This window comes from Actinacidiphila sp. bgisy144, assembly GCF_057708105.1.
This window is the reverse complement of sequence record NZ_JBYIRM010000004.1, coordinates 109,380-129,692: the sequence shown is the minus strand read 5'-3', so window position 1 is coordinate 129,692 and position 20,313 is coordinate 109,380. Positions and strand designations below refer to the sequence as shown.

The following is a 20,313-nucleotide window of genomic DNA, read 5'->3' as shown; positions in this document are numbered from 1 at the left end:
TCTCTTTGCTTCCTGGTCTTGGGTGCCTAGGCGGCGGTCAGCCCTTGACCGACTTGCGGTACACGGACGCGGAGCGGTTGAGGATGGTGTCGACGCTGTCCTTGCCGATGGGCGTCATCTTGTAGAAGTCCGGGCCCGCCGCGTCCAGGGCGGCGCCGGCCGGCACCCACGGGGTGCTCAACTGCGCGAACGCGTCGGCCATGTGGGAGTTCTGCCAGTCCATCCACGGCAGGCTGTTGGTGAGCGCGGGCTGGGTGGAGACCGAACCGGTCTGCTTCAGCCACTGCTGGTAGTTCTCCGGCTCGGAGAACATCGACAGCCACTGCATGGCCAGCGTCCGGTGCTTGGCGCTGGTGGGCACCACCCAGGTCAGGTCGGGCTTGAGGGTGAGGCGGTTGGCCGACGCGTCATCGGTGCCGGGCATCGTGAAGAAGCCGGTGTCGAGCTTGGGGTTGGCCTGCTGGATGACCGCGCCGTCCCACGAGCCGTCGAGCAGGAACGGGTAGTCGTCGGTCTTCGCCGCCCACACGCCGGGCGCGGTCAGCTGGGCCACACCGGCCGCGTTGGGCTCGATGTACTTCATGACCTGCTCGTAGCGGTCGGAGGTCTGGTGGTAGACCGGGTCGTTCCAGGACTGGGTGCCCTTCCAGAAGGCGTCGGCCCGGTCGCTGCCGACCCGCACCGACTCGGCGGGCTTCTTGCCCTGCATGAGGACCTGGTTCTCCACGCCCTGCCACACGCCGCCCTGCATGCCGTCCTTGCCGGACACGAAGATCGGGGTGACGCCGGCCTTCTTCAGCGTGGCGCAGTCGTCCAGGAACTCCTGGAAGGTGGTGGGCACGCTCATGTGGTACTTGGCGAGCAGGTCCTTCTTGTACCACATGGCGCCTGCGGCGGAGTACTCCGCGGCCATCACGCCGTAGATGCCGCCGTTGCGGCCGGCCGCCGCGGCCTGGGCGGCCTGGTCGTAGTGCTTCATGAACGGCTGGTTCTTCAGGTCCACCAGCTGCCCGGCCTGGATGAGCGCGGCCGCGCCCTGGGCCTTCAGGCTGGTGTAGCTCGGGGCGAAGCCGGCCTGCGTGGGCGCCTGGAGCGCCAGCACGTCCACGGACTTGGACTGGAGCAGGCTGTTCCAGAGCGTCCCCCAGGCGCCGTTGGAGGTCGGCGCCTGCTGGAGCTTGACCTTCACGCCCGGGTGGGCCTTCTCGAACTTCGCGTCGAGCCACTGGGTGAACTGGATGGCGCCGGGGTTGGTCCACTCGGCGACGTTCAGCGTGGTCGTCGCGCCGCCGCTGCCGGAGGAGCTGGAGCAGCCGGTCAGCACACCGGCCAGGCATACGGTGGCGGCCGTCAGGGTCACGGTGATACGGGGTCTCATGAGGGTCGCTCCTTGGAACGGACAGCGGGTCGGACGGTAGGGGTGGTGCGGACGGTCGGGTCGGTTGCGGTGCGGGGCCGGTTGCGGTGCGGGGCCGGTCAGGGGCGCTGGAGGGCGCCGTCGGCGCGCCGCGGCGGCTTCCACGCCCGGCCGGGTGCGGCGGGTAGGCGCGGCGGGTAGGCGGCGGCGCGCTTCTCGTCGAGGTCGACGCCCAGGCCCGGCCGGTCGCTGGGCCACAGGTGGCCGTCGCGGATCTCGGGGCAGCCGGGGAACACCTCGCGGGCCTCGGGCCCGAACAGGTGCTGCTCCTGGATGCCGAAGTTGGGTGCGGCCAGGTCCAGCGCGAGGTTGGCGGCGTGCCCGATCGGCGAGACGTCGCCGGGCCCGTGCCAGGCGGTGCGCACCCCGAACAGCTCGCAGGTGTTCGCCAGCCGCCACGCCGGGGTGATGCCGCCGATCGCGGAGACGTGCACGCGGATGAAGTCGCACAGCCGCTCCTGGACGACCGGGCGGTACTCCGCGGGGTTGGTGAACAGCTCGCCGATCGCGATCGGGGTGGCGCTGCGGGCGCGCAGCACCCGCAGCCACTCGAGGTCCTCCGGCGCGACCGGGTCCTCCAGATAGAACAGGTCGTACGGTTCCAGGTCCGCGGCGATCCGCACCGCGTCGGTGGGGTGCACCCGCTCGTGCACGTCGTGGATCAGCTCGACCTCGGGGCCGGCGTGCTCGCGCAGGTGGTCGAAGAGCCCCAGGACGGTGCGCCGGTAGGCGGCCGGGTCCCAGGCGTTCGGGGTGAGCGGGCGGTGGGCGCCGGCCGCGGCAGCGGCGGCCGGCGCCCCGTAGGTGCCGGCGCCCGGCACGGCGACCTGGCAGCGCACGTGCCGGTAGCCGCCGGCCATCAGCGCCAGCACCTCGTCGGTGACCTCCTCCGCGTCCCGCCCGGCGGCGTGCGCGTACACCGGCACCGCGGTGCGGCAGCGCCCGCCGAGCAGCTGCCACACCGGCATCCCGGCCTGCTTGCCCTTGATGTCCCACAGCGCCATGTCCACCCCGGACAGCGCGTTGTTGAGCACCGGGCCCGACCGCCAGTAGCCGCTGACGTGCAGGGTCGCGGCGATGTCGGTGATGTCGGCCGGGTCGCGGCCGATCAGCTGCGGGGCCAGGTACTCATCGACCGCGGTGGCGACCGCCGCGGCGCGCTGCGTGAAGGTGGCGCAGCCGAGCCCGTACAGGCCGGGTTCGCTGGTGTCGACCCGGACCACGACGAGCGTGGTGCCGGCCGGCGCGGTCAGGATCGTCCGGACGCCGGTGATGCGGACGCCGGACGGCTGCGCCCAGGGCGGCTCGACCGGCTCGGGGGCCGGGGCGGGCGTCTCGGGGGTGGCGGCTTGGTCGCTCACGGAAGGGACTCCAGGTTCGGTGCGGCGGGGAGGCGGGCGGGCGGGGGATCTGCCGGGGATCTAGTGGCCGATGCCCCAGCGGGTGTCGACGCGGCCGCCGGTGAACTGCGCGCCGGTGCCCCAGAACGGCGCGAAGTTGTAGCAGCCGGAGGTGGGCGGCTCGGTGGCAGTGGTCGAGTAGGTGGCGCCGTGGCCGCCGGTGCCGGCGTCGGTCACCTGGACGGCGAAGGTCGCCGGGGTGACGGTGCCGGGGCCCGCGGCCTGCACCGCGGCCTGGAGTTCGGGCAGCTGGCTCCAGGCGAGGGCGATCTCGTACCGGGTCTGCTGGCCGGTGTCGTCGCGGGAGACCAGGACGCGGCCCTCGGTGCCGCTGCCGGGTGCCGCGTCGAGCGGGCCGAGCGGGGTCGGCAGGTCGGCGTTGGTCGGGTAGTAGGTCTGGTAGTTGGTGCCGGGGGCGAGCTGGCGGTGCAGCTCGGAGACGTTGCCGGTGGCCAGCGTCGCGACGTACAGGTGGGAGATCGAGCGCAGGCACTTCTCGTAGTGCGGGTCGCCGGCGAGCAGGTCCTCGGTCTTGTCGGCGACGGCGTCGAAGGCGAGCTGGATGCTGTCGGCCTGGAACGGGAAGAGGTACGCGTTGTCGCCGAACGGCACGTGGGAGAGCTGGACGTCGTCCTCCACGATGGCCCTGACGTACAGGAACGACTGGTCCCAGGCGGCCTGGAAGGCGTACGACTTGGTGTCGCCGGCCGCGGTGGTGCTGGTCAGGGTCACCGGGATGACGCCGTTCCACTGGCTGGCGCTGCCGCCGACGGTGATGGAGCGGAAGGGCAGGTAGGCGACCTGGACGTCCTGGGTGCCGGTCTGGTGCGCCTCCGGGCGGCCGGCCACCGTGGCCTCGTAGCCGACGGGGTAGCGGTTGCTGTCGCTGACGGCGAACGCCTTGACCGGGAAGGACAGGGTGCGGGCCTGTCCGGGGGCGAGCCGGACCGACGGCGACACCGCGGGAGACAGCTGCCAGCCGGACGGCGGGGTGACGCGCAGTTGCGCGTCGAGGGGGTGCGGGGTGGTGTTCTCCACCCGCACCTCGATGGCGCTGGTCGCGTCGAGCGGCTTGACGAAGGACAGCGGGCTGATCCTCAGCGGCGTGTCGTAGGCGAAGCACGCGCCGCGGGTCAGCAGGGTCTTCAGCGCGGCGGGGGTCAGGTCGCTGTCGAAGTACAGCACCTCCCAGGGGCGGAGCGGCAGGGTGACCTCGGCGGAGCTGCCGTCGGCGAGCTGCCGGCCGAGGTAGTCGTACACGCGGACGCCGCGCGCGCCGTCCAGGGTGAGCGTGCCGGTGTGGCCGGCGCTCTGGTGCTCCTCGGTGCCGTCGTAGAGCTGGTCGGCGTAGAGCGCCGCGCGGCCCTTGCCGTCGGCGCCGCGGAACAGGAAGCCCCAGGTGGACTTCGCGTCCGGGTACAGCTCGCTCTCCAGCTTCGCGTCCTCCAGCAGGGAGGTCATCGCGGAGTAGGCCACGACCGCGGGCCGCGGGGTCTTGGTGGCGTAGTCGTAGATGTTGAACTCGACGCCGGAGTAGGTCTTGTCGTAGGACAGCGAGAACCAGAAGATCCGGATCGGCGAGTCCTCCTCGGCGCCGGCCAGCATGTGCAGCAGGTAGGTCGGCGCCACGGTGCGGGCCACGCCGTAGGGGGCCTGGGCGGCGGGGACGTCGGTGAAGCTGGTGCTCTCGGCGGTGCCCAGCTCGGTCTGCCACTGCCCGGCGCGGCCCTTGGTGCGCGACCCCTTGCGGTCCATCCGGATCTGGGTCTTGGTCATCGCGTACTGCGTCGGGTCGGGGTAGCCGTAGGCGTGGTTGACCGAGCCGTCGATGTAGCCGGTGTCCTTCGAGCCCTGCGCGTAGACGATGTCGCGGTTGTAGGTGACCGAGCCGCCGCCGATGAGGTTGACGTCCGGGAAGTCCGGCTTGACGCGGTCCCAGATCAGCTTGCACATGTCGCGGTAGTCCTGGGCGTCGCCGGTCTTCCACGCCCAGCCGTGCACCCACGGCTCGTTCCAGATCTCCCAGTTGGGGACCAGGTCCTGGAGCGGGGCGATGGCGTGGTAGACCATCTCGGCGTGCGCGGCCAGGTCCTTGGGGCGGTTCTGGTAGACCAGCAGCGGCTTGCCGTTGGCGTCGGGCTGCACGTTCCAGGACATGTTGTAGTTGATGAAGCCGAGCGGCTCGATGCCGTGGTCGTGCCAGTCGGCGATCTCCGCGCGGGCGGCGTCGATCTGGTCCTGCTGCCAGAACACGCCCGGCGCCGGGCAGACGGTGTCGGGCTGGACGGCGATGACGCCGCGGGTCCACTTCACCCCGATGCGCTGGGCGATCTGCCGGGTCAGGGCGGTGTCGGACTCCGCCCGGATGCCCAGGCCGAACGCCGAGCCGGGGCGGCGGCCCTCGACGGGGGGACGGATGACGCCGAACCCGACGGTCTGGCCGAGGAGTTGGGTGCCGGAGGCGGCGGTGACGGTGGCGGTGACCGCGTAGTAGTCCGGGCCGAAGGAGCCCAGCGGGATGGTGGTGGTGCTCTGCGTGCCGGCGGCGGCGGTGAAGCCGGCGGTGCCGGTGGCCACCGGGTCGCCGCCGCGCGGGGCCACCGACCAGGCGATCGAACCGCTCAGCGCGGTCGCCGGGTTGAACACGACGAGCAGGGCGGGCGCCGCCTCTGCGGCGCCGCCGGAAAGCGGGTAGAGCCCGGTCGGGTCGGAGAAGGCCAGGGCCACCGCGGGGGCCGCGGCGGCCTGCGCCGCGGTGCCCTCGGGGGTGGCGGCGCTCGTGGCCGGGGCGGCGGCGAGGTCCAGGGCCCCGGCGGTCGCGGCGCCCACCGCGGCCGCGGCGCCGAAGCCGACGACCGTGCGGCGGCTGACCTGCCCGGGGGCGTGCGCGGCCGGCTCGGTGCGGTCGGATCTGTCGTGGTTGTCGGTCACGTGGGTTCTCTCCAGTCTTCGGCTCTTCGGCTCTTCGGCTCTTCGGCTCTTCGGCTCTTCGGCTCTTCGGAACGGGAGCGGGTGTCGGGTCACGCCGGCCTGACGACGCACAGGCCGGCGGGCGGAACGGCGATGGCGGCGGGCCCCGGGCCCAGGGTGCGCAGGCGCGAGCCCGCCGGGCGGCCGCAGGCGTCGAAGGTGTCGAGCCGTACGGCGGTGGCCGCTCCTTCGACGTCCAGCACCACGCGGTCGGCGGCGGTGGAGTTGACCAGGGCGGTCTCGGTGCGTCCGGCCAGCGGCAGGCGGGCGTGGGTGTGTTCGGCGAAGAAGGCCGCCACGGCCCGCTGCCCCAGCTGCGCGGTGACGGTCGGGTGGAGATGGTCCGGGCGCCCGGCGTCGATCAGGCCGCCGGTGAGGACATCGCGGTGACTGCGCCAGAAGTCCAGCCAGAACACGGTCGCCGCGTGCTGGTCGGCGGGCAGGCCGGCCAGCGCGACGGACAGCTGCGGGGTGGCGAACAGCGCGGAGTGCAGCTGGCGTGCGGCGGTCTGCGGGGTGGCGGAGCGGTCCCACATCAGCATGTCCGAGTGGACGGCGCCCGAGGTGGCGAGCAGGCCCAGGTCGAGGGTGCGGACCCGGTTGGCGGTGGCGTCGCCCGGGCAGTCGGCGGCCCGCAGCAGGTTGCCGAAGGCGAGCATGCCGGGCCCGGTGTACGGCTGGCGCAGCTCCACCAGCAGGTCGTCGCCGCGCAGCGCGCGCAGCCGGTCGCGGACGTCGGCCAGCAGCAGCCGCAGTCCCTCGCCGACATCGGCGACGTCACCGGCACCGCCGGCACTGCCGGCATCGCCGCCGTCACCGCCGCCGGACGGGGTGCTCCCGGGCGCGGTGGCGGCACCGGTGCCGCACTCGGCGGAGGCACCACCTCCGGCACCGGTGCCGTCATCGCGCCCGGCGGCGCCGGTCCCGCCGACCGGGTCCAGGTCCGCGTAGGCCGCCGCGAGGTCGAGGAAGTCGATCTTCAGCCCGTCCAGGCGGTGGCGGCGGACCAGCTCGACGCAGGCGTCCGCGGCGACCTCGCGGGCCGCCGCGAGCCGCGGGTCCAGCACCCGGCAGCCCAGCCGCGGGATGGCGTGCGGCGCCAGGTGCGCGAACTTCCGGTGGGCGGCGGTGCGTTCGCCGACGATGAGCGGCGCGATCCACGCCATGTACCGCAGCCCCAGGCCCTGCACGGTCCGCACATGGGCCGCGAAGTCCGGGAACTTCGCCGGGTCCGGCGTCCAGTCGCCGCTGCCGGAGTAGCCGGTGCCCTTCGCGTGCAGCTGCCATCCGTCGTCCAGCAGCAGCACCCCGCAGCCCGCCGCGGCGGCGAGCTTCGCCTCGGCCTCCACGTCCGCGGCGCCCACGTCCCGGTGCATCGCGTACCAGGTGGAGTACGCCGGCTCCCGGCCCGCGGGCGGTACGGGCAGGGCGTCCGGCACCGCGAGGGCCGCGCCCAGCGCGCGGACCGCGGCGGCGACCGGCGACCCGGCCGGCTGGAGCACCACCCGGCAGCTCTCACCGGCCCGCAGCTCCACCGCCAGCCAGGCCCCGAACCGGGCGGTGTCCTCGGCGAGGCCGAATCGGACCCGCGTGGTGGCGGCGGGCCGGTCGGCGCCGAAGGCCAGCAGCGCCCGCCCGGCCGTGTCGTACAGGCAGCCCAGCGGCGCGGACTCGGCGGGCCCGACGGTGCGCCAGCGGCTCGCCCAGTCCGCGGTCAGATGGCGGTCCCAGCCGGCCGACGGGTGCCAGTAGCCGGCGGCGTCGCCGAGCGGGACGTCCAGCCGGAGTACGGCCGTGGTGTCCGCGGCAGCGGACAGCCGCAGCTGCCGCGCGCCGGCCGGGCCGGGCTCGACGGCCAGGCGCGCGCCCTCGGTCAGCAGGCCGGCCTGCGCGCCCAGCACCGCCGCCGCGTGGCGGGCGTCGGCCCACAGGCGGGCGGGTTCGGCGAAGCCGGGTACGGCCGTCTCGGCCATCACTGCTCCTTCTCAGGTCGGGTGGCGGGTCGGGGGGTGCGGTATGCGGGTGCTGCGGTGTGCGGGTGCTGCGGGAAACATGCGGCGAACAGGCGGGATAACCTTGTCCCGCGCCGAGCCGCTCGGTGAGCGTGCGGGGCGGTACGAAGTGGCCAGGTCCAACGCCGACGAGGGGCACATGACCGCACGTCAGGGGCAAAAGGCCGGGTACGGGAACCAAGAGGCGGCCGCTCTTCCGCGGTCGTGCTGAACCATAGCCCGCCGAGACAACGTTGCCTATAGGTTTCGCGCCAGTAGCCGGGAATTACTTCGACGCCCCCGGGGACGAAGGCCGCATCACGGCGTGCACGACCCCATCACGCCTGTACATCACGCCTGTTGACGGCGCATTCGGCCGCGACAGCCCACGGGAATCCGGCCACCCGGCGGCCGTGCGTGACCAACGCGGGCCAACGTTGTCTCAGCTATGAGGGGCGTCGCGCAGCCCGGCCCGGCACAGGCCGTCGAGTCCGCACCAGCCGCCCCACGGGCAGCGCTTCAGTCCGTGAAGTAGTCCGGGTACTGCTCGCGCAGCGCGGGCGCGTAGCGGTGTCCGCGGCCGATGTGCGCCCGCAGCACCTCCTGCCCGCCGGCGGCGTCCCCCGCTTCGAGCGCGTCGATCACGGCCGTGTGCTCCCCGATCAGCTCGCGCACGTTCGACGTCTCCGGCTGGGCGAGCCGGCGCAGCCGGTCGAGCTGGACCTTCATCGGCTGCATCACGCTCCAGGCGCCGCGGTAGCCGCTGATCACGAAGATCTGCTCGTGCAGGGCCTCGTCGGCGTCGAAGAAGCCGGTCAGGTCGCCGTTCGCGTGGCAGCGGACCTGCGCGGCCAGCAGTTCCCGGCAGGCGGCCACGTCGCGGTCGGGCCGGCCGCAGGCCACCGCGAAGGCGGCCAGTTCCAGGCTCTCCCGGACGAACCGGGCCTCCTCGACCTCGCGCAGGCTGATCCGCCCGACCGTCGTGCCGACCTGCGGGACGACCGAGACCAGCCCGCCGTCCGCCAGCCGGGCCAGGGCCTCGCGCAGCGGCGTGCGGCTGACCTGGAGGCTGGCGGACAGGTCGGTCTCGGAGAGCGAGGCCCCCGGCGGGATGCGCAGGTTGCGGATCGCCGACAGCAGCTCCTCGTAGACCCGGTCGGACGCGCGGACCCGGCCGCGGGCGATGGGCCGAAGGGGGCCGGCACCCGGCCGGGTGTCCGCGGAGGAACTGCTCACCGATCGATCCTTCTGGGTAGGCGCCTGCCGGAAGTCCGGCAGGGCCCAGGATAGGCGGGACGCGGGCCGGGTCCGGCCCGCGTCCCGCCGGGGCGGTCGGTGCGCGGTCAGGGCTTGGCGCCGCCGCCGGAGCGGCGGCCGTTGCCGCCCGGGCCGCGGGTGGTGACGGTCCAGTCGGAGAAGTCGTACACGACGGACTGGCTGCCGACCCTGGCGGTGAACTTCGTGCCCTGCCGGTCCTGCTGGAGCCAGGGGGTGTCGAAGAGCTTGAACGCGTCGTACCGGATCGGCTTGCCGTCCACCAGGTGGGTCGCGCCGGGGGCCTGGGCGGGGTCGTCGAAGGTGAGGTCGAGGTCGTGGCCGCTCAGGCTGTGGTAGACCAGCCGCGGTTCGGCGTCGCCGATGTGGCTGGTGTCCAGCCGGGTCCGGGTGGTCAGTGCCGTCGCGAAGGCGTCGAGGCTGGCGTAGGTGGAGGTGTCGCCGGTCTCCAGCACCCAGCCGTTGGTGTCGGCCTGGCTGCGCAGGATGTCGTAGCTGTAGCTGAGGGTCGTCGTCGGGTGGATCTGGGTGGTGGTCTTCACCTTGTTCGACGGGTCGTTGGGCGTCTGGTGGTACCAGGTCGCCGGCTGGGCCGTCCGGAACGCGAAGTACATGGTGCCGGTGTCGACGACGGTCCAGCCGTCGACCTGGCGGCGCTCCTTGATGGCCCCGGTGTCGGGGAAGAGCGCGTTGAGGTAGTTCTCGGTGCTGTCACCGGAGGACTTGTAGACGCCGAGCGCGGTCGGGCCGTCCTGCATGACGCGCTGCTCGGCCGGGTCGTCGTAGTTGCCGACCGGCGCGTTGCCCTGGTCGATCGAGACCCGGAAGAGCGGGTCCGCCGCGTCGGACTGCCAGCGCAGGTCCAGCGGCTGGTCCTCCAGCCAGTTATCGGTCCTGCGGTACTGCACCTCGGTGGCCAGGCCCCAGGTCGGCCGGACGTAGCTGGTGCGGTAGATGTCCGTCGGGTCGCCGCTGGAGTTCTGGAGGTTGGTCTTGTAGGCGGTGTAGGACTTGTCGGTCATCCGGCCGATCCGCACCGCGAGGGCGGGCGGCTGGTACGCGGTGCCGGACCAGGCGAGCAGGCCGACGTACTCCAGGTCGGGGCGGTAGGCGTCGGGCGCCGGGTTGTCCGACTCCCCCACGCCCTCCTGCGCGCGGTGCTCCCCGAAGTACGTCCAGGCCAGCGCGGTGTGGTCGGCCGGGCGCCAGGTCGGGTCGCCCACGGACGCCAGGTCGCCCTTGGCCCGGCTCTCGGAGGAGACCAGGTAGCCGTCGTCCCAGTCGTTGGCCCACTCGAACCACATGACGTCCATGGCCATCTTGACCTCGGTGCGCAGCTCCTGGTCGGTGGACCACTGGTAGATCGCGTTGAGGCCGAAGTACGTCATGATTGTGTACTCGGGGCTCTCGTACTCCGCCCAGCCGTCCTTGACCGCCTGCTGGACCATCTCCTCGATGTTGGCCTTGCTCTCGGCCATCAGCGCGGCACCGGAGGTGCCGTCGGTGTCGGCGACGCCGGGCAGGTACTGGCCGACGAGGTAGCCGGTGACATAGGTGCTCATCCGCAGGTTCTCGGTCTGCGGCAGCTTCTTGTAGCTGTACTGGCCGAAGTAGGTGGCCACGTCCTGGAGCATCGCGGCGCTGTACTGGTCGCCCGCCATGAGGTAGGCGTACATCCGCGACAGCCACTTGTACTCTTCGTAGTCGTAGCCCTTGTAGAGGGTGTCGAGCTTGGTGAGGGCGGCGGTCGTGTTCTCGTGGTCGACGAGTTGCGCGGTGTACTGCGCGACGTTGATCGGCCCGTCCTCCTCCTTCATGGCCTTCGTCTTGTCCCACAGCCACTGGGAGCGGGTCTGCTGGGTGCCCGGGTAGGGCGCGGGGTCGTCGGGCACGTACGCGGAGGTCGTGGCGTGCAGCGGGGCGCTCATGGCGCTGACGTGGCCGAAGGCGTCCTTCGCCCGGACGGTGAAGTCGTAGCCGGTGCCCGGCATCAGGCCGCCGACGACCGCGGTGGTGGTCGAGCCGCTGACGGAGGCGACCTGGTAGCCGTCGCGGAAGACGTCGTAGCCGGTGACGCCGGTGTCGTCGGTGGACGGGCTCCACCCCAGCGGGACGCTGTTCTGCCCGGGGGTGCCGGCGATCAGGGACGTGGGGGCGGTCGGCGGCGCGGTGTCGGTGACGGAGCCGGCGTCGTACACGTCGAGGTTGTCCACGGCGACGGCCTCGTCGGTGCCGCCGGTGTCGACGCGGACCTGGAAGCCGAGTTCGACGGTGGAGACCAGCCGGGTGCCGCCGTTGGGCACGATGGTGAAGCGGTACTGCGGTATGTCGGTGTCCGAGACCGGCTGGAGGGCGCCGGAGGTGTTCTGGTAGGCGGCGGTGGTGGTGAGGCTGACCGGCGGCACGGGGAACTGCGGCACCGTGGCGTTGTCGAAGTTGCCGAAGGAGACGCGGGCGTAGATGTCCTTGGCGACGGGCTTGTCGCTGGCCTGGGTGCGGGCGAGGTCGAAGGTCAGCACGAACTGCTCGGCGGGGCTGCCGGCCGGTTCGCTGTAGACGGCGTTGATCCGGTCCTTGAGCGAGCCGGTGGAGAAGCGGTGGTAGAAGTAGCTGGCGAGGTTGGTGCCGTCGGACGCGTCGCTCAGCTGGAGGGCGTTGTCGCCGCCCACGCTGACGATCTGCTGGCTGCCGCCGGTGGTGGTGCTGCCCTGGGTCAGGGGGCTGGTGCCGCTGTCCATCGTGGTGTCCATGTCCGCCGCGAGGAGGTTGGCGGGCGGGTCGGCGGCGGCTGCGGCGACGCCCTGGCAGGGTGCCGCGAGAAGCACCGTGACGCACACGGACGCCGCGGTTGCGTACAGGACCTTCATGGATCGTCCTTCCATGACGCCGGCCGGTCGGCCGGCCGGCTATTTGACGGCTCCCGCGGTCAGGCCCTTGCTCCAGAAGGCCTGTAGGGAGACGAACATCGCGATGACGGGGATGACCGAGAGCATGGCTCCGGTGACGACGGTGGTGTAGCCGATGGGGTAGCCCTGCATCTGGCGCCAGCCGACCAGGCCGACGGTGACCGGTTGCAGCGAGCTGTCGGCGAGCATCAGCGAGGGCAGCAGGAAGTTCGTCCAGATGGCGACGAACTGGAAGAGGAAGACGGTGACCATGGCGGGTGCCATGATCCTCATCCCCATGGTGAAGATGCGCAGTTCCCCCGCGCCGTCGATCCGGCCGGCCTCGATGAGCGCGTCCGGGACGGACGAGGCGGCGTAGATGCGGCTGAGGTAGACGCCGAACGGGCTGACGATGCTGGGGATGAACACCGACCAGAAGGTGTTGACGATCCCGGTGTGGCTGAACAGCAGGTAGAGCGGGACGGCCAGGACGGGGGCGGGCAGCAGCACCGCGGCCAGCACGGTGCCGAAGACCGCCTCGCGGCCGGGGAAGGGGAACTTCGCCAGCGCGTAGCCGCACATGGCGGCCAGCAGGGTGGCGACGATGCCGCCGCCGACGGCGTACAGCAGCGAGTTGAGCAGCCAGCGGGAGTAGATGCCGCCCTGCGCGCGGAAGAGCGTCTGGACGTTGTCCCACAGCGCGAAGTGGTGGCCGAACCAGAAGCCGTCGCCGGCGAAGAGTTCGCCGCTGTCCTTGGTGGCGGAGACGACCAGCCACCACACCGGCAGCAGGAAGTAGAGGGCGAAGAGCGTCATGACGCCGAGGGTGACCAGCCGCGTGGTGGGGTTGATCGTCGTCAGCGGGCTGCCGGTGCGGCGCCGGCGCGGGGGTGCGGCGGGGGCGGCGGCCTCGGCGGTGCCGGCGGGGTCGACGGGCGGGCGCAGGGTGCTGGTCATGAGTCCGTCCTTCGGGCCGAGGCACGGAAGACGGCGACCGACAGCACGCAGATCAGTGCGCCGAGCACCACCGACTGCGTTGCCGCGTAGGTGAAGTTGTTCGAGGACACCGAGCGCAGGGTGGCCATGATGGGCGTGTAGGTGGAGGACAGGTTGGGCGCCACCGACTTCATGGTGGCCGGCTCGTTGTAGAGCTGGAACGTGCCGATGATCGAGAAGACCAGCGTCATCAGCAGGGCGGGGCGGATCTGGGGCACCTTGATCAGCAGTGCGGCCTTCCAGCCGGTGCAGCCGTCCACCGCGGCGGCTTCCATCGTCTCCGGCGGGATGGCCTGGAGGGCGGCGTAGATCAGGATGGTGTTGTAGCCGGTCCAGGCCCAGGTGAGGATGTTGGCGATGGCGAAGGGCAGCGCGGTGTCGGTGACGAAGCCGACGTGGATGCCGGCGGAGTCCAGCAGCCGTACGACCGGGCTGAGCGAGGGCGCGTACAGGAAGGACCAGACCAGGCCGGCGATGACGCCGGGCAGGCCGTAGGGCACGAAGTACGCGACGCGGAACAGGCGCCCGGTCCTGACCACCGCGGAGTCGAGCAGCAGCGCGAGCACCAGGGCCAGGGCCAGCATCGCGGGCACCTGGATGACGCCGATGAAGGCGACGCGCGCGAGGGAGTGCAGGAAGTCCGTGTCGTGCAGGACGCGGGTGTAGTTGTCGGCGCCGGCGAAGACCGTCCTGGCGCCGGTGAGCCCGAGGCCGGAGCGCTTCTCGGTGAACAGGCTCTGCTCCAGGGCGTATCCGGTGGGGATGAGGTAGATGACGGCGAAGAGCGCGAGGAAGGGCAGGACGAAGGGCGCGGCTCGGCGGAGTTCGCGAAGTCGGCGCCGGCGGTCGGTGGCGGCGGACGTCACGGTGGACACGGTCACCTTCTCTGGGGCTCTGCTGCGGGTCACTTGCTGACGGAGAAGCCCTGCGACTTCAGGGCGCTGACGGTGCTTCGCTGGGCGCCGTCGAGGGCGTCCTGGTAGGTGCCCTTCCTGGTGTGGACCTTGCCGAGGCCGTCGCCGAGGCTGGTGGCGGAGGTGGCCATGATCGGGCCCCACGTCCAGTTGTCGTCGACCTTGGCCGCCTCGGTGCGGAAGAGCTGGTAGATGCGCCGGCCGCCGTAGTAGCTCTGGGGCGCGTCGAGCGCGGGGCTGGCCAGTCCGGACTTGGAGGCGGGCAGGATCGCCGCGGCGGAGATCAGGTTGGACACCGAGCCGCTGTCGGTCGACATCCACAGCGCGAAGTCGGTGGCCTCCTTGGGGTGGGCGCAGTCCTTCGTCACGGCGGTGGCCGAGCCGCCGGAGTTGCCGACCGCGTCGGAGCCGGCCCAGCGGGGCATGGGCGCGACGGCCCACTTGCCGGCGGAGGCGGCGGCGTTGTCGCGGATGAGGGAGGCGGACCAGACGGGTCCGACCTCCGCCCAGACCGAGCCCTTGTTCCACGCGGAGTACAAGGTGGCGTCGAAGGCGGGGTAGGAGGTGAGCAGGCCCTTGTCGGTCAGGCCCTGCCAGTAGGCGGCGACCTTGCTGTTGGCGGGGCTGTCGAACGACACCGACCAGGCGTCGTGCTCGGCGCCGAACCAGGGCGCGCCGGCCTGCCAGGCGAACCCGGCGTACAAGTAAGGGTCGCTGGGCGCGTTCATGATGCGCGCGGCGGGGTCGGCGGCCTTGACCTTCGCCGCGGCGGTGGCGAAGTCGTCCCAGGTCTTCGGGACCGCGATGTGCGCCTTGGCGAAGAGGTCGGCGCGGTAGAACATCGCCATCGGCGCGGTGTCGACGGGGACGCCGTAGGCCTTGCCGTCGACACCCACGTTGTTCCAGACCCAGTCGGGGAACTGGGCGCGGTCCTGCTTGACGTAAGCGCTGACGTCCTTCAGGGCGCCGGCGGCCAGGAAGCTGGCGAAGGTCTCGTAGCCGATCTGCGCCAGGCAGGGCGCGTTGCCCGCCTTGGCGGCGGTGAGCATCTTGTCGTAGCCGCCGGCGCCGCCGTTGGTGATGGCCTGGTACTTCACGTGGACGTCCGGGTGCGCCTTGTTCCACAGCGCCACCGACTTGTCGTAGCCGGCGGCCCAGCCCCAGAAGGTGATCTCGGCGGGGCCCTTGCCGGCGGCGGACGATCCGCTGCCGCCGCCGCAGCCGGTGAGCATGACGGTGGTGGCAGCGAGGATCGCTGCGGCGGTGAGCCCGGCCCTGTGCTTGGTCATGACGTCGTCCCCTTGGTCTGCTCGTACGGCGCGGTGCACGGGTGCCGCCCGGCCGATGGCGAGGCATACTTGCATACAAGTACACTGGCATGCAAGGATTCGGACATGACCGCTCCCCCACCAGCGCGCATGCCGGAACAGGCGCCGTACGCAACCACCGGAGTGCTGACGCCGATCAGCCGGGACGGCCGGCGCACCCGCACCTCCGACCTCGTCCACGACGAGCTGGTGGCCGCGATCCGCACCCTGCGCCTGGCCCCCGGCTCCTCCCTGTCGGAGACGGAGATCGCCGAGCGCCTGCACGTCAGCCGCACCCCCGTGCGCGAGGCCATCGCCCGGCTCGCCGACGCCGGCCTCGTCCACGTGGTGCCGCAGGTCGGCACGCGGGTCGGGCTGATCCGGCTGTGGGACGTGGCGGAGGCGCGCTTCGTCCGCGAGAGCCTGGAGGTCTCCGCCTTCGAGGCCGCCTGCCGCAGTCCCGCGCTCGAGACCGGCACCCTGCGCGACCTGCTGGACCGGCAGGAGGACAGCTGCCGCGCCGGCGACCACGACGCGTTCTTCCAGGCCGACGAGGCCCTGCACGCTGAGGTGTTCGCCCTCAGCGGCTACCTGCGCGCCTGGCAGGCCGTGCAGCGGATGAAGCTGCAACTGGACCGGCTGCGGCGGCTGGCCCAGCCCGACACCGCCAGCATGCGCGACCTGATCGACGAGCACCGGCTGATCGTCGACGCGCTGTCGGCCCGCGACGTCGAGGGCGGGCGCCAGCTCATCAGCCGCCACGCCAGACGCGCGCTGGAGCGGGTGCCGAAGCTGTGCGCGCAGTACCCGGACTACTTCGCCGACTGACCGGGACGCTCCAGTCGGCGTCCGCCCCCGTGTCCCTCTTCGTGTCCCCTGCATCCTCTCCTTGCGTCCCCCTCGTCTCCCCTCCAACCGAACGGATCACCGTGAAGCACCTGCGGGTCGGCCGGGCATGACCATTCGACTCTCCCTCGGCCACATCGACACCTACGACGACCGGGTCGCCACCTTCGCGCACCAACTCGGCCTGACCGGCGTCCAGTTGCACACACCGGACCTGCTGCCCGGACGCGAGGGCTGCTGGAGCCTGGCAGAGCTGCGGGCACTGCGCGAGCGCTGCGACGCGGACGGCCTGGCGATCGACGGGCTGGAGAACGTGCCCCTGGCGCACTTCTGGAAGATCCAGCGGGGCCTGCCGGGCCGGGACGAGCAGATCGAGAACTTCCGCGCGACCCTGCGCAACATGGCCGCGGTCGGCATCGACCTGCTCGGCTACAACTTCCTCGCCACCTACGTGTGGCGCACCGACATGGCCGCGGCCGGGCGCGGCGGCGCCAAGGTGAGCGCCTTCGACCTGGCGCGGGCCCCGCAGGGCAACGCGCTGGCCGGCTACCGGCTCACCCCCGACGAGCCGGTGGCGGAGCCGATCACCGCCGAGGACATGTGGGCCCACCACCAGTACTTCCTGGACGCGGTGCTGCCGGTGGCCGAGGAGGTCGGGGTGCGGCTCGCGCTGCACCCGGACGACCCGCCGGTGGACGAGCCGCTGGGCGGGGTCGCCCGGATCTTCACCTCGCCCGCCGCCATCGCGCGGGCCCTCGCCCAAGCGGGCGGCAGCCCGTCCTGGGGGCTGAACCTGTGCCTGGGCACGGTCTCGGAGATGGCCGGGGAGGAGAGCGTCGACGCCGTCATCGACCTGCTCGGCCCGGCCATCTTCTACGTGCACTTCCGGGACGTGCGCGGCACCGTGCCGAGCTTCACCGAGTGCTTCCTCGGCGAGGGCAACCTCGACCCTGCGCGGGTGATCCGCCGCCTGGCGGCCGCCGGGTTCGACGGCTTCCTCATCGACGACCACGTCCCGGCGATGATCGGCGACCTCGACACCTGGGGCGACATCTCCTCGGCGGCGTACTGCAGCCGCGGCCGGGCCCACGCGATCGGCTACCTGCAAGGGGTGCTCAATGCCCTGGACCTCGACGGGCCGCCGCACCGGGCACCCGGCCGGGCGCAGAATCGATGACGCCGGCAACGGCGGGCGCTCGCGCGCGCTGAGCCCTGACCACGCGCGCGGGCGGGGCGGACGGCGCTTCGTCCGTCCGCCCCGCCCGTGCGCGTGGTGCGCGTCCGGCGGCCCGGTTCCTTCAGCCGCTCAGCGCGTCCCGGACCTTGTCCGTCATCGCGGCGAACGGCCCGGTCAGGGCGACCATCGCGGGGCGGCCGGCCGCGGACGGGTGCGGGTGCGTCGGTGCGAGCCGCTCCGCCCGCGCCAGCCGCTCCCCCATGGTGTGCCGGTGCTCGGCGGTGCACTCGCGCAGGATCGAGGGGAACTCCTCGCTCTCCTCGTGGTCGGCGTGCTCGCCCACCGCCCGTTCGAACTCCTCGATCGCCGCGTCGAACCCGGCGCTGTCGGGGTCCATCTGCTCCAGCCGCTTGAGCACCTCGGTGGCCTCGGCCTCCTCGGTGTTGCGGTGCTCGGCCTCCTGCTCGCCCGCGGTGCGCTTCGCGACCGGCCGGACGATCAGCTCCTCGGCGACTTCGTGGACCGCCAGCAGCGCGCGCAGCTCGTCGAACGCCTGCCGGCGCGCGTCGCCGCGGGTGCCGCGGACGGTGGCGAACAGGTCGCGGATACGGGCGTGCTGGGTGAGCAGCACCGCGACCACGTCGCCGTCGGGAAGGCGGGCCGCCGCGGTCCGTTCGATGGTGGCGGAACTCATGCTCGGCTCCCTCTCGGGTCGGACGTCGATCTTCGTACGCAGGGGCGCCTCACCCCTCACGGCCCCGCCAAACCCCTTCGGCCCCGGCGCGTCCCCGCTGCCCCACCCGTACCCGCGCCTCCGTGGGCCGCGGCGCGCCGGGCGGGACCGCTCGGGGGACCTCGGGCGGCGGGACGCTCGGCCCGGCCCGGTGCGGGGAACGGATGGCCGGGTGCGCGCCGCCGTCTGCCCACGCGGCCGCCGCACCGGTCCGAGCGGGCCGCCGCCTTGAGGAGAGGAAGCACCAGTGAAGGCACTGACCTGGCACGGCAAGCGCGATGTGCGCGTGGACACCGTTCCCGACCCGGTGATCCAGGACCCGACGGACATCGTGGTGAAGGTGACGACCACCGGCCTGTGCGGCTCGGACCTCCACCTGTACGAGGTGTTCGGACCGTTCATCGACCCCGGCGACATCCTCGGCCACGAGCCGATGGGCGTGGTGGAGGAGGTCGGCCCCGAGGTCACCGCGGTGCGGCCCGGCGACCGGGTCGTCGTCCCCTTCAACGTCTCCTGCGGGACCTGCTTCATGTGCGGGCGCGGCCTGCACTCCCAGTGCGAGACCACCCAGGTCCGCGAACACGGCAAGGGCGGCTCGCTCTTCGGCTACACCAAGCTCTACGGCCAGGTGCCGGGCGGCCAGGCGGAATACCTGCGGGTGCCCTTCGGCAACACCCTGCCCATCGCGGTTCCGCCCGGCCCGCCGGACGACCGGTTCGTCTACCTCTCGGACGTCCTGCCCACCGCCTGGCAGGCGGTGGAGTACGCCGCCGTGCCCGAGGGCGGCAGCGTGGCCGTGCTCGGCCTCGGCCCGATCGGCGACATGGCCGCGCGGATCGCCGCCCACCGCGGCGCCGGCCAGGTCATCGGCATCGACCTCGTGCCGGAGCGGCTGGCCCGCGCCCGGGCCCGCGGGGTCCACACCTTCGACCTGTCCGCGTACGGCGACAAGCTCACCGACGCCGTGTACGACGCCACCGACGGCCGCGGGCCCGACTGCGTCATCGACGCCGTCGGCATGGAGGCGCACGGCGCGCCGCTGGCCCAGGGCATGCAGCAGATGACCGCGCTGCTGCCGGACCCGCTGGCCGCGTGGCTGATGCAGCGCGTCGGCGTCGACCGCCTCTCCGCGCTGTACCTGGCCGTCGAGCTGGTGCGGCGCGGGGGCACCATCTCGCTGTCCGGGGTCTACGGCGGCATGGCCGACCCGCTCCCGCTGCTCACCCTGTTCGACAAGCAGGTCCAGTTGCGCATGGGCCAGGCCAACGTCCGGCGGTGGGTGGACGACCTCCTCCCGCTGCTGACCGACGCGGACCCGCTCGGTGTCGACGACTTCGCCACCCACCGGGTGCCGCTGGCGAAGGCGCCCGAGGCGTACGCGATGTTCCAGAAGAAGCGGGACGGCGCGGTCAAGGTGCTCTTCACCCCGTGACCGGGCGTCAGCGGCCTGCGGCGGGCGGGACCGACGAGTGCGGGGCCGCGTCCACGGCGGCGCGGACGAAGGCCCGTACGCGGGCGGTGGTGCGGGACTCCGCCCAGACCGGCCCCCGCAGGATCGGCGGGGCGTCGGTGATCGGCACATAGGCGATGCCGGGGTGCGGGAAGGAGCCGGGGGTGTGCTCGCCGACCGGCAGGACCCCGCGCCCGAGGGCCACCAGGGAGAGCATCTCGGAGAAGCTCTCCCCCTGCGGGCCCCGCGGCACCGGCCGCCCGCCCGGGGTGCGGCTCGGGGTGCGGTGCTCCTTGAACGACCGCGAGGTGGCCTGCGGGTACTGGATGACGGGGTGGTCGGCGAGGACCTCCAGCGATACGGCCGGCTCGCGGGCCAGCCGGTGCCCGGCCGCCACCGCGAGCACCTGGCGCTCCCGGATCAGCGCGGGGCCGGTGGCCATGCCGTCGAAGGGGAACGCGGCCAGCAGCACGTCGACGGTCCCGTCCGACAGGTGGGCTCGGGTGGTGGCCAAGCGTTCCTCGTGCACCCGCACCTCGCAGTCGGGGTGGCGCCGCTGGAAGAGCTCGACCCCGCGCAGCAGCACCGGCGCGGTGGTCGCGCCGAGGAAGGCGACGTGCAGCACGCCGGTCACCCCGCGGGCCGCCGCCACCGCCCGCTCCAGGGCGGCGTCCAGGCCGCGGACGATCGGCCGCAGGTCCGCGGCGAGCTGCTCGCCGATCGGGGTGAGCCGGACCGTGCGGCTGGTGCGCTCGAACAGCGGTGCGCCGACCCGCCGTTCGACCGCCTTGATGGTCCGGCTGATCCGGCCGGTGGTCAGCCCGAGCCGTTCGGCGGTCCGGCCGAAGTGGAGCTCCTCGGCCAGCACCAGGAAGGCCGCCGTCTCGTGGCGCTCCCACACGAGCCGCCTCCCGCTGATCGCCGACCGTTGTTCCTGGGGCAACGATCCTAT

General features: G+C 72.6%; 14 protein-coding genes. 3 read left to right on the top strand and 11 right to left on the bottom strand.

The window, feature by feature from the left end:
* Nucleotides 1-37 precede the first annotated feature (37 nt).
* The 9 genes from AC3EVP_RS06295 to AC3EVP_RS06255 form a co-directional block, all read right to left on the bottom strand.
* Nucleotides 38-1,378, bottom strand: a complete 1,341-nt coding sequence (locus AC3EVP_RS06295) for an ABC transporter substrate-binding protein (protein WP_335972446.1) — start codon at nucleotides 1,376-1,378, stop codon at nucleotides 38-40.
* Nucleotides 1,379-1,476: 98 nt separating this feature from the next.
* Nucleotides 1,477-2,778: an enolase C-terminal domain-like protein gene (locus tag AC3EVP_RS06290; RefSeq protein ID WP_435127000.1), complete on the bottom strand. Its 1,302-nt coding sequence runs from the start codon at nucleotides 2,776-2,778 to the stop codon at nucleotides 1,477-1,479.
* Nucleotides 2,779-2,838: 60 nt separating this feature from the next.
* A complete protein-coding gene (locus AC3EVP_RS06285) occupies nucleotides 2,839-5,748 on the bottom strand; it encodes a DOMON domain-containing protein (protein ID WP_435126998.1) in 2,910 nt (969 codons plus the stop codon).
* An 89-nt stretch (nucleotides 5,749-5,837) separates the two neighbouring features.
* Nucleotides 5,838-7,760 (bottom strand): alpha-amylase family protein, encoded by a 1,923-nt coding sequence (locus tag AC3EVP_RS06280; protein WP_435126996.1) that lies wholly within the window; start codon nucleotides 7,758-7,760, stop codon nucleotides 5,838-5,840.
* Nucleotides 7,761-8,297: 537 nt separating this feature from the next.
* Nucleotides 8,298-9,014: a GntR family transcriptional regulator gene (locus AC3EVP_RS06275; RefSeq protein WP_435126994.1), complete on the bottom strand. Its 717-nt coding sequence runs from the start codon at nucleotides 9,012-9,014 to the stop codon at nucleotides 8,298-8,300.
* A gap of 107 nt (nucleotides 9,015-9,121) precedes the next feature.
* Nucleotides 9,122-11,920 (bottom strand): fibronectin type III domain-containing protein, encoded by a 2,799-nt coding sequence (locus tag AC3EVP_RS06270; RefSeq protein ID WP_435126992.1) that lies wholly within the window; start codon nucleotides 11,918-11,920, stop codon nucleotides 9,122-9,124.
* A gap of 39 nt (nucleotides 11,921-11,959) precedes the next feature.
* A complete protein-coding gene (locus AC3EVP_RS06265; RefSeq protein ID WP_435126990.1) occupies nucleotides 11,960-12,895 on the bottom strand; it encodes a carbohydrate ABC transporter permease in 936 nt (311 codons plus the stop codon).
* A complete protein-coding gene (locus tag AC3EVP_RS06260) occupies nucleotides 12,892-13,809 on the bottom strand; it encodes a carbohydrate ABC transporter permease (protein ID WP_435126988.1) in 918 nt (305 codons plus the stop codon). Before AC3EVP_RS06260 ends, AC3EVP_RS06265 begins: the two co-directional genes overlap by 4 nt.
* 29 nt (nucleotides 13,810-13,838) lie before the next feature.
* Nucleotides 13,839-15,137, bottom strand: coding sequence for an extracellular solute-binding protein (locus AC3EVP_RS06255; RefSeq protein WP_435126986.1), 1,299 nt, complete (start codon nucleotides 15,135-15,137; stop codon nucleotides 13,839-13,841).
* Nucleotides 15,138-15,242: 105 nt separating this feature from the next.
* Between AC3EVP_RS06255 and AC3EVP_RS06250 the strand changes: the two genes are divergently transcribed.
* Both AC3EVP_RS06250 and AC3EVP_RS06245 read left to right on the top strand, forming a co-directional pair.
* Nucleotides 15,243-15,983 (top strand): GntR family transcriptional regulator, encoded by a 741-nt coding sequence (locus AC3EVP_RS06250; RefSeq protein ID WP_435126983.1) that lies wholly within the window; start codon nucleotides 15,243-15,245, stop codon nucleotides 15,981-15,983.
* Nucleotides 15,984-16,110: 127 nt separating this feature from the next.
* Nucleotides 16,111-17,178, top strand: a complete 1,068-nt coding sequence (locus AC3EVP_RS06245) for a mannonate dehydratase (RefSeq protein WP_435126981.1) — start codon at nucleotides 16,111-16,113, stop codon at nucleotides 17,176-17,178.
* 121 nt (nucleotides 17,179-17,299) lie between these two features.
* Here AC3EVP_RS06245 and AC3EVP_RS06240 read toward each other — a convergent pair whose 3' ends face one another.
* Nucleotides 17,300-17,872 (bottom strand): hemerythrin domain-containing protein, encoded by a 573-nt coding sequence (locus AC3EVP_RS06240; protein WP_435126979.1) that lies wholly within the window; start codon nucleotides 17,870-17,872, stop codon nucleotides 17,300-17,302.
* Between the two features lie 286 nt (nucleotides 17,873-18,158).
* Between AC3EVP_RS06240 and AC3EVP_RS06235 the strand changes: the two genes are divergently transcribed.
* A complete protein-coding gene (locus AC3EVP_RS06235) occupies nucleotides 18,159-19,343 on the top strand; it encodes a zinc-dependent alcohol dehydrogenase (RefSeq protein WP_435126977.1) in 1,185 nt (394 codons plus the stop codon).
* Between the two features lie 7 nt (nucleotides 19,344-19,350).
* On the opposite strand, the gene AC3EVP_RS06230 is transcribed toward AC3EVP_RS06235, so the two are convergent.
* Nucleotides 19,351-20,262, bottom strand: coding sequence for a LysR family transcriptional regulator (locus AC3EVP_RS06230; protein ID WP_435126975.1), 912 nt, complete (start codon nucleotides 20,260-20,262; stop codon nucleotides 19,351-19,353).
* Nucleotides 20,263-20,313 lie beyond the last annotated feature (51 nt).

What these genes read in the sequence shown, in the direction of transcription:
- AC3EVP_RS06295 (WP_335972446.1), bottom strand. Translation starts at nt 1,378, where the DNA reads ATGAGACCCCGTATCACCGTGACCCTGACGGCCGCCACCGTATGCCTG.
- AC3EVP_RS06280 (WP_435126996.1), bottom strand. Translation starts at nt 7,760, where the DNA reads ATGGCCGAGACGGCCGTACCCGGCTTCGCCGAACCCGCCCGCCTGTGG.
- AC3EVP_RS06270 (WP_435126992.1), bottom strand. Translation starts at nt 11,920, where the DNA reads ATGAAGGTCCTGTACGCAACCGCGGCGTCCGTGTGCGTCACGGTGCTT.
- AC3EVP_RS06265 (WP_435126990.1), bottom strand. Translation starts at nt 12,895, where the DNA reads ATGACCAGCACCCTGCGCCCGCCCGTCGACCCCGCCGGCACCGCCGAG.
- AC3EVP_RS06255 (WP_435126986.1), bottom strand. Translation starts at nt 15,137, where the DNA reads ATGACCAAGCACAGGGCCGGGCTCACCGCCGCAGCGATCCTCGCTGCC.
- AC3EVP_RS06250 (WP_435126983.1), top strand. Translation starts at nt 15,243, where the DNA reads ATGACCGCTCCCCCACCAGCGCGCATGCCGGAACAGGCGCCGTACGCA.
- AC3EVP_RS06245 (WP_435126981.1), top strand. Translation starts at nt 16,111, where the DNA reads ATGACCATTCGACTCTCCCTCGGCCACATCGACACCTACGACGACCGG.
- AC3EVP_RS06240 (WP_435126979.1), bottom strand. Translation starts at nt 17,872, where the DNA reads ATGAGTTCCGCCACCATCGAACGGACCGCGGCGGCCCGCCTTCCCGAC.